Annotated in this window: 10 protein-coding genes; 6 read left to right on the top strand and 4 right to left on the bottom strand. The window is 38.3% G+C overall.

Annotated features, from left to right (window positions below):
- Positions 1-1,890 carry a monovalent cation:proton antiporter-2 (CPA2) family protein gene (locus BLW74_RS21655; RefSeq protein ID WP_089696874.1) on the top strand — a complete coding sequence of 630 codons (1,890 nt, stop codon included), beginning with the start codon at positions 1-3 and terminating at the stop codon, positions 1,888-1,890.
- A gap of 1 nt (position 1,891) precedes the next feature.
- Here BLW74_RS21655 and BLW74_RS21650 read toward each other — a convergent pair whose 3' ends face one another.
- Positions 1,892-2,719: a GIN domain-containing protein gene (locus BLW74_RS21650; protein WP_089696871.1), complete on the bottom strand. Its 828-nt coding sequence runs from the start codon at positions 2,717-2,719 to the stop codon at positions 1,892-1,894.
- Between the two features lie 255 nt (positions 2,720-2,974).
- Between BLW74_RS21650 and BLW74_RS21645 the strand changes: the two genes are divergently transcribed.
- Together BLW74_RS21645 and BLW74_RS21640 are read left to right on the top strand one after the other, a co-directional pair.
- Complete coding sequence (locus tag BLW74_RS21645; RefSeq protein WP_089696863.1) at positions 2,975-5,116, top strand: M3 family metallopeptidase; 2,142 nt, start codon at positions 2,975-2,977, stop codon at positions 5,114-5,116.
- A gap of 244 nt (positions 5,117-5,360) precedes the next feature.
- Entirely contained in the window at positions 5,361-5,738 is a 378-nt protein-coding gene (locus tag BLW74_RS21640; RefSeq protein WP_089696861.1) for a YchJ family protein, read from the top strand.
- A gap of 203 nt (positions 5,739-5,941) precedes the next feature.
- Here the strand turns inward: BLW74_RS21640 and BLW74_RS21635 are convergent, their stop codons facing one another.
- Both BLW74_RS21635 and BLW74_RS21630 read right to left on the bottom strand, forming a co-directional pair.
- Complete coding sequence (locus BLW74_RS21635) at positions 5,942-6,442, bottom strand: FKBP-type peptidyl-prolyl cis-trans isomerase (protein WP_089696858.1); 501 nt, start codon at positions 6,440-6,442, stop codon at positions 5,942-5,944.
- Between the two features lie 173 nt (positions 6,443-6,615).
- The gene (locus BLW74_RS21630; protein ID WP_089696855.1) at positions 6,616-6,870 is read right to left on the bottom strand and encodes a VF530 family protein; all 255 of its coding nucleotides are present in this window, start codon (positions 6,868-6,870) and stop codon (positions 6,616-6,618) included.
- A 104-nt stretch (positions 6,871-6,974) separates the two neighbouring features.
- On the opposite strand from BLW74_RS21630, the gene BLW74_RS22585 reads away from it, so the two are divergent.
- From BLW74_RS22585 to BLW74_RS21620, 3 genes are read left to right on the top strand one after another with little or no spacing between them, the layout of a single operon-like run.
- Entirely contained in the window at positions 6,975-7,127 is a 153-nt protein-coding gene (locus tag BLW74_RS22585; RefSeq protein WP_164723326.1) for a hypothetical protein, read from the top strand.
- A 47-nt stretch (positions 7,128-7,174) separates the two neighbouring features.
- A complete protein-coding gene (locus BLW74_RS21625; protein ID WP_089696852.1) occupies positions 7,175-8,380 on the top strand; it encodes a metallophosphoesterase family protein in 1,206 nt (401 codons plus the stop codon).
- Positions 8,381-8,383: 3 nt separating this feature from the next.
- The gene (locus BLW74_RS21620) at positions 8,384-11,419 is read left to right on the top strand and encodes an AAA family ATPase (RefSeq protein WP_089696849.1); all 3,036 of its coding nucleotides are present in this window, start codon (positions 8,384-8,386) and stop codon (positions 11,417-11,419) included.
- 71 nt (positions 11,420-11,490) lie between these two features.
- Here BLW74_RS21620 and BLW74_RS21615 read toward each other — a convergent pair whose 3' ends face one another.
- A complete protein-coding gene (locus BLW74_RS21615) occupies positions 11,491-12,516 on the bottom strand; it encodes an LLM class flavin-dependent oxidoreductase (protein WP_089696847.1) in 1,026 nt (341 codons plus the stop codon).
- Positions 12,517-12,550: the final 34 nt, after the last annotated feature.

Genomic DNA, 12,550 nt, shown 5'->3' with positions numbered 1-12,550 from the left:
ATGGAATCCAGCTTAGCGATGAACACATTAATTTTTCTGGGTGTGGCCATTATTATGGTTCCATTAGCCAGAAAATTCGGGTTGAGTTCTGTAATCGGTTATATTTTAGGAGGAATTATCATTGGACCTTATGCACTTAAGCTTACGGGAAACAATGTAAATGATATCATGCATGCCAGTGAGTTTGGGGTGATCATGCTTTTATTTCTTGTAGGTTTAGAGCTTGAACCCCGGAAATTCTGGGAAATGCGTAAAAAGATAATGGGCCTGGGTCTTTCTCAGATGGCACTTACGATTCTGCTGCTGTTCTTAATATTTATAAGTGTAGGCTGGAGACTGGATAAAGCCATCACCATTGCCATGTGTTTCGCTCTTTCCTCTACAGCAATTGTTCTGCAGACTTTACAGGAAAAAAACAATCTGAAAACAACTGCCGGAGAAGCCTCCTTCTCTACCCTGCTGTTTCAGGATATTTCTGTGATCCCTATATTGGCCATACTTCCTATTGTAGCTAATTATAAGGCCCAACATCATGATAACGAAATTCAGATCCTGATCCAGAAACTTCCGGAATGGCTTCAGGCCGGGACAGTAATTTTCGGAGTAGCTTTACTTATTTTGCTGGGCAGATATGTCTTTGTTCCTTTCCTGCGTTATGTTTCCAAATCCGGAATGACGGAACTGTTGACTGCCTCCTCCCTATTCCTGGTTATAGGGGTTTCGGAGTTAATGGTGGTCATTGGACTTTCTCCTGCATTGGGAGCCTTTCTTGCTGGGGTAATGCTTGCCAACAGTGAATTCCGTCATGAACTGGAAGCCCAGATTGATCCTTTCAAGGGATTGCTGTTAGCCGTTTTCTTCGTCAGTGTGGGATCAACTATCAATTTTAATGTGATTCAGAAAGATCCATTATTTATTTTCAGTACCGTTTTTGCTGTGCTGGCTGTAAAATTTGCGGTTTTATACACTATAGGAAAGTTTTTCAGGATAGATACTTCTCAAAGTCTTTTTTATGCGTTTGCTCTTTCCCAGGTGGGAGAGTTTGCATTTGTACTCCTCAATTATGCATCGGATCTCTATCTTTTAGGGCCTGAAATGAATGCACAAATGATGGCCGTTACTGCCATTACCATGTGTATCACTCCCATTCTTCTGATCATTAACGAGAAGTTTATTACTCCAAAATTCATTAAAGAAATTCCTGAAGAAGAGCATGATTTCAACATTCTCGACAGTAATGTTTCCCAAAAGAAAATTATTATTGTAGGTTTTGGGCATTTTGGAAGTACAGTGGGGCGTCTTTTAAAAGCCAATAAAATACCGGCTACCGTTCTGGACCGTGATTCAGACCGTGTAAAGCTGCTCAGAAGCTATGGTTTTAAAGTATATTATGGTGATGCGACAAGAATACCCATCTTAAGGGCCGCCGGAATTGAAGATGCTGAAATTCTGGTTTTGTGTCTGGATGATCCGGATGACAACAAATTCATAGCAGAACTCGTCCGTGAACACTATCCTGATGTGAAAATTTTTGTAAGAGCGAAAAACAGAATTGATGCGTATGATTATCTTAACAACGGAATCAATCATATTTACCGTGAAACATTAGGAACGGCAGTGGATATGGCGGTTGATGTACTGCACGAAACAGGGATGAGGAAATACGCAGCGAGACGCCTGGGACAAAGATTTATGGCGATAGATAAAGCTTCTGTCAGAAAGCTGGCCAGGATGAAAGAAAATGATGATGATATCACGCTGTTTACCACAAAAGAAATCCTCCAGCGGGAGGAGGAATTATTAGCGTACGATAATCTTAATTTCGATAATAAAAACTGGGAAGGCTCCTCATCCGCCGATGAGGAAGATGAGGAAGAATCCCAGGATTAGTTTATTGGATGTTTACGCTTCCGCCGCTGCTTTCGTCTTTACTTACATTCTTAAGTTCTCCTTTTTTAGAGATATCCACACTTCCACCTGAAGAAGCACCTGCTTTCACACTGGAAACAGCACTGATATGAATACTTGCACCACTGGAAGCATCTGCCTCTACCTCATCAGCAATCACACCTTTAGCTGAGACACTGCTGCCTGAAGAAGCACTGATGTCAGCCTTTTTTGCTTTTCCTGAGATATCTAGCGTGGATCCTGATGAAGATTCAACATCAAGGTTTACGGCCCATATTTTGCCATCAAAACTACTGCTGCTGCTGATGTTGATATCCATATCATTTGCCTCCAGATCCCCGGATATACTTCCTGCACTTGATACTTCCACATCTGTTTTTTCCTGAGTGAATTTATCTTTTATGATAATTCTCGCTGCCGAATCAGCAAGAAGTTTCTTAAAGTCTTTGGTGTAAATTTTTGCAGTTACTTTGCTGATATTCATCACTCTGATACCAGGCTTATAATGAATATGAAGCCTTCCGCCATCATTATCCACAAGAATCTCATCTATAATATTTTGTGGAGCTGAGATAACCACTTTTTCATTATCAGATTTTATGACCTCAGCCTCAATTGCCTGTGAAACCTGGATTTCATCAAAATCTCCGCTAAATTCTTTATGCTGGATCGGTCCGCTTTCCTTGCTTACCACTTTCTCTACCCAATTACTTCTGTCTCTGTCTCCCTCTCTATTTCTGTTCTCATGTTTATCATTACATGAGGCTAATGCCACTAAGGCTGAAAAAATAAATAAAGTACTTGTTTTCATGCTTATTTCTTTTGTTAATTATTTTTGTTGATTTCTTTAATTAAATAACAACTAATTTATAAAAAATATTACATTACATTTAAAAATACTGCAAGAGCCTGGCGTACTGATTTTTTACAATACCTTTCTGTATCTAACAGACTTAACTTAGTAACTCTAAAACATACAGCATATCATTTCAGTAAATACGTCTCCGAAAATAGATTTTATGATACAAGTTTTTAATATCTTTATGCTTTAATAACAACTATATTTATGAAGAATATTTCATCGGTATTATTAATTTCTGCCTTGGCGTTCAATCAATCTTGTACTACAATGAAACAGACCGATATTCAACAGGAGCTTCCTGCACCTGATCCCTCTTTATCTTCCAATCCGTTTATGAAGAAAAGCAAGCTTCAGTACGAAGCTCCGGAGTTTGACAAAATTAAAAATGAGCATTTCAAACCTGCTTTCGACTTTGGTTTAAAGCAGCATGAAGCTGAAATCATAAAAATTGCGAACAATCCTGCCGCTCCTACATTTGAAAATACCATCGTTGCATTGGAAAAAAGCGGTGAAGTATTGAGAAGGGCTCAAATTGTTTTTTCTAACCTTACCGGTGCAAATACCAATCCTACCTTACAGGCTTTGGATGAAGAATATGCTCCTATATTTGCTGCTCATTCTGATAAACTGTACCTGAATGAAAATCTTTATAAAAGAATACAATCCATCAGGGAAGACGGTCTTGATTCTGAAAGCAAAAGACTTTTACAATATTATAAGCAGAATTTTGAAATTGCCGGAGCTAACCTTTCCGCGGCTGATAAAGAAAAACTAAAGCAGATCAATCAGGAGTTAGCATCTCTTTCTACCCAATATTCTAATAAATTACTGGAAGCAAGAAAGCAGGGAGGTGTATTTTTCTCTGATGCAAAGGAACTGGACGGACTTTCTGCAGATGAGATTGCAGCAGCAGCTTCTGATGCTAAGACGGCCGGACAACCGGGAAAATATCTTCTGGCCTTACAAAACACGACACAACAGCCTCTTCTTCAAAATTTAAAAAACAGAGCCACCAGAGAAAAGCTGTTCAAAGCTTCATGGACAAGAGCTGAAAAAGGAGATGCCAACGATACCAGATCAACCATTGAACAATTGGCGAAACTAAGACTGAAGAAAGCGCAGATTTTAGGCAAGAAAAACTTTGCTGAATGGAAACTGCAGGATCAGATGGCAAAAACTCCTGAGGCAGCTACTAAACTGATGAATCAGATTGCCACTCCGGCAGTAGAAACGGCAAGACGTGAGGCAAAAGATATTCAGGATCTAATTGACCAGCAAAAAGGAGGCTTCAAAGTAGAGCCATGGGACTGGAATTTCTATGCCGAGCAGGTAAGAAAAGCTAAATTCGATCTTGACGAGAGCCAGATAAAGCCTTATTTCGAAATCACAACCGTTCTTGAAAAAGGAGTTTTCTTCGCCGCTGAAAAATTCTACGGACTGACATTCAAAAAGAGAACTGATCTTCCTGTTTACCATCCGGATGTAGTAACCTATGAGGTTTTCGATCATGACGGAAAATCTATCGCAATCTACTATCTGGATTTCTATACCAGAGATTCTAAAAACGGTGGAGCATGGATGAGTAATTTTGTTGAGCAGTCTTATTTATTAGGAACAAAACCTGTTATCGTCAACTGCTACAATTATCAGAAACCGGCTCCGGGGAAGCCTTCATTAATCAGTTATGATGATGTTTCCACTATCTTCCATGAATTTGGACACTCTATTCACGGGATGTTTGCCAGCCAGAAATACCCTTCACTTTCAGGAACAAACGTACCGAGAGACTTTGTGGAATTCCCATCTCAGATCAACGAGCACTGGGCTTTGGATCCAGTTGTTCTGAAAAATTACGCTGTACATTATGAAACAAAACAGCCTATTCCTCAGGCTTTGGTAGATAAAATTAAAAAAGCATCCACTTTTAATCAGGGTTACATGACTACTGAACTGGTGTCTGCTGCTGAACTTGATATGGATTGGCATACCGTAAGCAATGAGAGTCAGTTTATTCCGGTTCTGGATTTTGAGAAGCAGTCTTTAGCCAGCCATGGATTCAATCTGGCAACGGTACCTCCAAGATACCACACTCCATACTTTGCCCACATCTGGGGCGGTGGATATTCTGCAGGATACTACGCTTATCTGTGGTCCGAAACATTGGATAATGATGCTTGGGAATGGATCAGTAAAAACGGAGGGTTAACCAGAGAAAATGGTGACCGTTTCAGAAAATATATTCTTTCTGTAGGAAATTCTGTGGACCTGAATCAGGCATTCAGAGATTTTACGGGACATGATCCGGATATCAAGCCTTTATTGAGAAACAGAGGGTTTATAAAATAAATCAACAGGAAGCATTCTTTAATTAGAGTGCTTCTTTTTTTATACCTATTTGTGATAAATAAAATTTTCTATGTTTCGGCTGAAGCCGATGGATTTTGTTTGTTTATTTTGAACGGGCTAAAGCCCGTTCCTATTGAAGATATTATCATTCAGCATATTAATGCCATTATAAAATTCAAATATACAGAAGGCCGTTTCTAATGAGATTCATTATTTTTGCAATTCAAAATTTAAAATACCATATATGAACTGTCCATGCTGTTCAGGAAAATCTTACGAAGAATGCTGTAAACCTTATCATACCGGAGAAAACCATGCTCCTACCGCTGAAGCACTAATGCGTTCCCGATTTTCTGCTTTTGCCATCCCGAATGGTGAATATCTGATGGAGACAACTCTCCCCGGAAAAAGAAAATTCCACAGCAAGAAAGAGCTTCAGGAATGGGGAGAAATTAATCAGTGGACAAAACTGGAAATTATCCGAACTCCGGCTTTAAATCATGTGGAATTTAAGGCTTATTATACCGATCAGGATGGTCACCAGCAGATTCATCATGAGTTTTCTGTTTTTCAGAAAATGCATGAGCGCTGGTATTATGTTTCAGGGGAGTTTTTGGATTAGGAAAGCTGTTGAGGAATATATTGTGGAGTAATGCTTTGCGTATAGAACCATCCCGTCAAAAATTCTTTGAATTTTCGCCACCGAGGGGAATGCCAAGCATTCAACACCTAATGTAGCCACATAAATAAAAATAAGCCACAGAAGTATCTGCGGCTTATTTTTTATCTAAAAAATGTCCGTAAAAACGAACTTTACATTATTTTTTAGTGAGATTCGTTTCCATCAATTCCGTGAGCGTGGCCATGTGCCAACTCTTCTTCTGTTGCCGGACGAGTGTTTAGAACTTCCACCTGGAAATCTAAAACTTTACCCGCCATAGGATGGTTAAGATCTGCTACTACCACTTCCGGAGTAATTTCTACTACAAAAGCCTGGAAATTATTCCCCTGGTTGTCAGATAGCGGTAAAATAGCTCCTACAGGCGGAAGACCTGATTCGTTGAACATTTCCACTGGTAGTTGAGCGATAGCATCCGGTTGTCTTTCACCATAAGCTTCTTCAGGCTGAATCGTAAAAGCAGCTTTATCTCCAGCTTTCAAACCAAGGATATTCTGTTCAAATTTAGGAATCATCATCCCCACACCATACAAAAATGTAAGCGGATTTTCTGTTGTTGTTTCTTCTACAAGAATCTTACTTCCATCTGGTTCGATAGTGTGAAGTATATACTTTACAGCTACAACGTGATTGTTTTCAATTGTCATATTTTTTCTTTTTTTCGTGATTTTGTTTCACGATTAATGTTACAAATATACTATTTTTGAAATGATTCAATGAGCCCGTAAGCTGTGGGATGGAAGAAGGAAACTATGAAAGACATAAAGAAAAACAGATCTTCTTTATACTTTAAACGAATTCTATAATGATTCAGGAACTTCTACCCTTTATTGCTTCTGCCCTCATCTCTTTTTTTCTGTCTCAGCATAAAGAGGTAGAGACTTTCTACTTTAGTTCTTGCCCAGGGGGTTTTCCTTAAAAACTTCAGGGAAGAATTTATACTGGGGTTATCTGTAAAGCATTTTATATTGATCTGTTCGCCTAGTCTTTCAAAACCTTCGTAGTATTCTACCAGCTCTTCAAGAATAGCATCCAGCCTTTTTCCATGCAGAGGATCTTTGGACTGTTGTTCCATCTTTTTTTTTGCTAAATTAATTTATTATAAGTTTATATGGAAATCCACCCCCCTTCTTCCTTTTTGTTTCTTATTTTTGAGGAAGCTATTTCTTACCGATAAATATGAGTAAAAATAATGATGCAAACCGAAAAAAAAATAAAAAGAAGATCGATCAGAAAAAACGGAAAATACAAAATGCCGAGGTAGAAAGAAAAGCACGCTTAAAACAAATTTTAGAGGATTTTAAAGCAAAGGAAACTGATAATGAGCGATAAATCCGTTGTAATTTTATCTATTTACTGTAAACAAAGATCAACTTTTTATGAAAATTCTGCATACAGCCGACTGGCATTTGGGTAAACGCCTCGACCGTTTTTCAAGACTGGAAGAACAGGCTCTTGTTATGAATGAAATTGTTCACATTGCTGATGAACAAAATGTTAATTTGGTTTTAATTGCCGGAGATCTTTTTGATAATTTCAATCCAAGTGTAGAGTCTGCTGAACTTTTTTATAAAACCTTAAAACGTTTATCCCTGAATGGGAAACGTCCGGTAATTGCTATTTCGGGTAATCATGATTCTCCCAGCTTAATTAATGCTCCGGATCCTCTGGCAAGAGAGTGCGGAATTATTTTGATAGGACATCCAAAAGCTGAAATCACTCCTTTTGGAACAGAACATTTCAGCATTACCCACTCAAAAGAAGGTTTTATTGAACTTGAAATTGAAGGAATAGATTTTCCGGTCCGTGTACTTCATACTCCTTTCGCGAATGAGATCCGCTTAAAAGAATATTTTGGAGAAAATAAGGAGGAAGAAATTAACAAAGTGCTTTCCCAGAACTGGAAAAACCTTGCTGATCAGTTTTGTGATAACGCCGGAGTGAATCTTCTTACCGCTCATTTATATATGAACAAAAGGGGTTCAGAAATCCTGGAAGAACCGGAAGGAGAAAAGCCTATTAAAATAGGCAATGCAGACCTGATTTTTTCAGACAGTATTCCTGAGCAGATTCAGTATACGGCATTAGGCCATCTCCATGGTTTTCAGAACATTGGAACAAAAGAAAAACCCGTTGTGTATTCCTCTTCTCCCTTATGCTACAGCTTCAGTGAAGCCGGACAGACGAAGTATGTTTCCATTATTGATGCAGAGCCTGGAAAAGCAGTTATCTATGAGAAAAAAGTACTGTCTGGCGGAAGAGCTTTAGTAAGGAAAACATTTACTTCCATTGATGACGCCGTTCAATGGATGAGTGAAAATCCAAATACATTTATTGAACTTACACTGGAAAGCGAAACTTTCTTAACAGCTGACGAAAGAAGGTTGATTTATCAGTCTCATAACGGAATTGTTCATCTTATTCCCAAAATCAGAAATCTTGAATTGGGCGAGAATCAAACCCGTGAAATTAATTTGAGTCAGGATATTGATGTTTTATTCAAAGATTATTTTAAATCTAAAAATGGCGGTCAGGAAGCCAATGAGGAACTGATGAATTTGTTTAACGAAATTTTAAATGCGTAAGCCATGATCCCTGTTCAATTAACGATCGAAGGACTTTATTCGTACAAAGAACGCCAGACTATTGATTTCAGGAATCTTACTGAAGCCGGGCTGTTTGGAATTTTCGGTGCGGTGGGCTCCGGAAAGTCTTCTGTTCTTGAAGCTATTTCGTTTGCTTTATACGGCGAAACGGAACGTCTGAACATGCGTGACAAAAGAGCTTACAACATGATGAATTTAAAGTCAAACAGCTCTTACATTGAATTTGATTTTGTGAATTACGAGAATAAGCTTTTCCGTGCTACCCGCGATTTTAAGCGAAATTCCAAGAAATTCGAAGAGGTAAAACCAAATGCTGTTACATTTTATGAAAATATTAATGGCCAATGGATTCCTTTAGACCATTCAAATGCAGAATCCATTATCGGGTTAAGCTATTCCAACTTCAAAAGGACAATCATAATTCCGCAGGGTCAGTTCAAAGAATTCCTTGAATTGGGCGCTGCAGAAAGAACGAATATGATGAAGGAGATCTTTAACCTTCAGAAATTTGATCTTCAAAATAATGTTGCTGCACTCAATACAAAAAACAGATCCGAACTGGACCAGCTTGAAGGACAGTTAAAAGGATTTGAAGAGATCAATGAAGAGAAAATCACACTCCAGAAAGAACAGCTGACAGAAGAACAGAAACTGCTCTCTGAATCCAATGAAAAGCTGGAGAAGGTTTCCCAGGTTTATCAACAGCTGAAAAGTTTAAAAAGCGACTTTAACAGTTTACAGCAGAATAAAGAAAAATTCGAAATACTTTCTCAGGAAAAGTCTCAAATGGATGCTCTGGAAGTACAGGCGATATTGTATGACCGTGTTTTCAGGCTATTCAACCCATTAATTGTTGAAAAAAATAAGCTTTCAAAAGAGATTTCGGTCAAGCAAGATGAGAAAGAACAACAGATCAAAAACCGGCAGGAAACTGAAAAAGCTTTTAATCTCGTAAAAGAAAGGCTCTCAGCTCTTGAACCTCAGTTTAAAGCTTTGGAGCAATCCAGAATTCAGGAAAATGATGTAAGCCTTATCCTTCAAATGATCGGATTTTCCGAGGAAATCAAAATTCTGAATGAAAGAACTCAAAAAGGCTCCGAGAAAGTAAAAGAAGTAGATCTTCATAAAGAGAAAATTCAAAAGGCCATTAATGAATTCTCTGCACAGATTAATACTTTAAAAGAACAGAAACTTGATTCTTCTTTGCTTTCCGAAGTGAGCAGCTGGTTTATTCAGCAAAGGAATTTAAAAAAATCACTTCAGGAACAAACCGAAAAGATCGAGAAACATCAAAAGCAGATTGGAGAAATTGAAGAACAATTAAAGCCATTTGTTTATACCGAAAATTATAAAGAAGATTTCAGGATTATAAAAGAAACTTTAGAAACTAAGAAAAAGGAACTTTCCCAGAAGCTCGATCATCTTAAAATTCAAAAAGAACTTTCCCGTTTCGCCAGCGAACTTCATGACGGTGAGAACTGCCCTCTTTGCGGATCTCAGGAACATCCGCATATTGTGGAATTTCATGATGTGAATGCTGAGCTGCAGGAAATTCAGGAGAAAATAACATCTTTAGAACAGGAAATAACTGCTATTCAAAGGAAGGAAGCAGAGGTTGAAAAAATCCTGGACCGTAAAAAAATCTTTGAAGAGCAGCTTCTTTCTGAGCAGAAAATTACGGCTCAGATTCAGAAAAGTATTGAAGATCATATTCAGAAATTCAACTGGAAAACATTTTCACCAGATCAGGAAGAGGAGTTTGAAAAAAAACGGGCGTACTCATTTACTTTAGAAAAAAAGATTGAAGAAACTGAGCGGAATATTGCTTTGGAACGAGATAATCTGGAAAGGGAAACCAAAACTTTGGAAAAGTATAAGAGCGCTCTGGAAGCATTCCGTCTGGAAGAAGTTTCAAAGGAGGAACAGATCAATATCAGCCGTTCCGGCCTTAAGATTCTGGATTGGAATTTATACATCCAGAAAGAAAAAGCTGAGATTGAAGAAACCTATCAAAAGCTGGTACAATCTAATAAAGAAATTGAGGCAAATTATCAAAAGGCATTGGAACAGGAAAAAATTCTTTCTCCAAAATTAGCAGAGCAAAAAACCATTGTCAGTCAGTCTGAGAAACAGATTACAGAACTGGAAAAAGAAATTTCTGATAATGAAGGCGCGGTGGCGAAGGCTTTGGCTGATCAAAATTTCAGTGAATTTAAAGAAGTGGAGAATATTTTACTTCAGGAAATCAATGTTGAATTAGTAAGAGCCAAAATTCAGAATTTTAAAGTAGAATTTGAAGCTTTAAAAAAGTTCATCGGAGAGCTCGAGCTCAAGCTTAAAGGGCTTTCATTTGATAATGAGCAGTTTTCTCTGGCTGAGCAGCAATTTCTTGAAGCGCAAACTGAACAGAAAAAAATCAGTGATTCTGTAGTGACTAAAATTGCAGAAATAGACAGACTGGAAAAAGAGTTTGTGAAGAAAGAGACTCTTTTAAAAGAGCTTGTAAAATTGCAGAAACGTTCGGAAAATTTAAAGATTATGATAAACCTATTTAAAGGAGCAGGTTTTGTACAATACGTTTCGTCTATTTATTTGAGACAGCTTTGTGATCATGCCAATGTACGTTTTCACCGCATGACAAGAAATCAGCTGAGCCTTCAGCTCAATGAAAATAACGATTTTGAAATCATAGATTATCTCAACGAGGGAAAGAGCAGAAATGTAAAAACACTTTCGGGAGGACAGGCATTTCAGGTATCTCTGAGCCTTGCTTTAGCGCTCGCAGAAAGTGTTCAGGCCAATGCGCAGGCAGATAAAAACTTCTTCTTCATAGATGAAGGTTTCGGTACCCAGGATACGGAATCTGTAAATATTGTATTTGAAACGCTCACCAGCCTGATGAAAGAAAACAGGATTGTAGGAATTATTTCGCACGTTGAAGAGCTGAAAGAAAAAATCCCCACAGCACTCAACATTATTAAAGACGAGGAAAGAGGCAGTCTGATTGAAATTGTTTAATGATATTACATATAAACAACAAAAGCCACAAAGATCTCTCTGTGGCTTTTGCTCCTCATAAACTTCTGTTTTTACAGCCCTTTTATAACAGGCTTCACTTCATTTCCAAACAATTCTATAGACTTCATCATCACATCACGGGCAGGATCCCCCACATCCATGTGTCCGATAAATCTTGTAATTCCGAAAATTTCTTTCATGTAAGCAATTTTATCGGCTACTTCTGCCGGACTTCCTATAAACAATGCTCCGTCTTTGCTTCTTCCGCCCTCATACTGAGCTTTTGTGTAAGGTGCCCATCCTCTGGATGCTCCTATCCTATCCATCTGGGATTTATAATTATGGAAATATCCATCCACTACTTGTTGGTCATCACTTACAAAAGTATGCGAATGAATCGCAATCTGCATTTTCGAAACATCGTGCCCTGCTTTCTGGTATTCCTGCTTATAGAACTCGATCAGATTTCTAAACTGGATTGGCATTCCTCCAATGATAGCTACCACTAAAGGCATTCCAAGCTGTGCTGCACTCAAAACAGACTGGGGAGTTCCTCCAACAGCTCTCCAGATTGAAAGTTTACCGTCATTTTTTGCCCTTGGATAAACGGTCTGATTCTGCATCGGAGCACGAAGCTTTCCAGACCAGCTTACATTTTCTTCTGAATTGATTTTCAGCAATAATTCTAATTTTTCGTCAAATAATTGTTCATAATCATTCAGCGAATAACCGTAGAGGGGAAATGATTCAATGAAACTTCCGCGTCCCACGAATATCTCTGCTCTTCCGTCTGAAATAAGATCCAGTGTTGAAAAATCTTCATATACTTTTACCGGTTCAGAAGAACTTAAAACAGTCACTCCACTGGCCAGCTTTATATTTTTGGTAATGCTTGCTGCTGCTGCCAAAACGATCTCCGGAGAGGAAACAGCATAATCCGGACGGTGGTGTTCTCCCATTGCGAAAACATCAATTCCTACCTCATCCATGAATTTTACCTGATCCAGTATTTCACGGATTTTGATTCCTGCATCTTTATATTTTCCGGTAGACGGGTCTAAAGCCAGATCTCCGAACATTCCTATTCCTAATTCCATATTGTTGATTTTAGTACTACAAAAGTACCACTAT

The organism is Chryseobacterium culicis, from assembly GCF_900108365.1.
Lineage (GTDB): Bacteria > Bacteroidota > Bacteroidia > Flavobacteriales > Weeksellaceae > Chryseobacterium > Chryseobacterium culicis.
Note: the sequence above shows the minus strand (reverse complement) of the source record. Positions and strands in the feature narration are given on the sequence as shown.

Excerpts from the sequence above, each read along its gene's own strand:
- BLW74_RS21655 (WP_089696874.1), top strand. The coding sequence starts at position 1 with ATGGAATCCAGCTTAGCGATGAACACATTAATTTTTCTGGGTGTGGCC.
- BLW74_RS21650 (WP_089696871.1), bottom strand. The coding sequence starts at position 2,719 with ATGAAAACAAGTACTTTATTTATTTTTTCAGCCTTAGTGGCATTAGCC.
- BLW74_RS21645 (WP_089696863.1), top strand. The coding sequence starts at position 2,975 with ATGAAGAATATTTCATCGGTATTATTAATTTCTGCCTTGGCGTTCAAT.
- BLW74_RS21640 (WP_089696861.1), top strand. The coding sequence starts at position 5,361 with ATGAACTGTCCATGCTGTTCAGGAAAATCTTACGAAGAATGCTGTAAA.
- BLW74_RS21635 (WP_089696858.1), bottom strand. The coding sequence starts at position 6,442 with ATGACAATTGAAAACAATCACGTTGTAGCTGTAAAGTATATACTTCAC.
- BLW74_RS21630 (WP_089696855.1), bottom strand. The coding sequence starts at position 6,870 with ATGGAACAACAGTCCAAAGATCCTCTGCATGGAAAAAGGCTGGATGCT.
- BLW74_RS22585 (WP_164723326.1), top strand. The coding sequence starts at position 6,975 with ATGAGTAAAAATAATGATGCAAACCGAAAAAAAAATAAAAAGAAGATC.
- BLW74_RS21625 (WP_089696852.1), top strand. The coding sequence starts at position 7,175 with ATGAAAATTCTGCATACAGCCGACTGGCATTTGGGTAAACGCCTCGAC.
- BLW74_RS21620 (WP_089696849.1), top strand. The coding sequence starts at position 8,384 with ATGATCCCTGTTCAATTAACGATCGAAGGACTTTATTCGTACAAAGAA.
- BLW74_RS21615 (WP_089696847.1), bottom strand. The coding sequence starts at position 12,516 with ATGGAATTAGGAATAGGAATGTTCGGAGATCTGGCTTTAGACCCGTCT.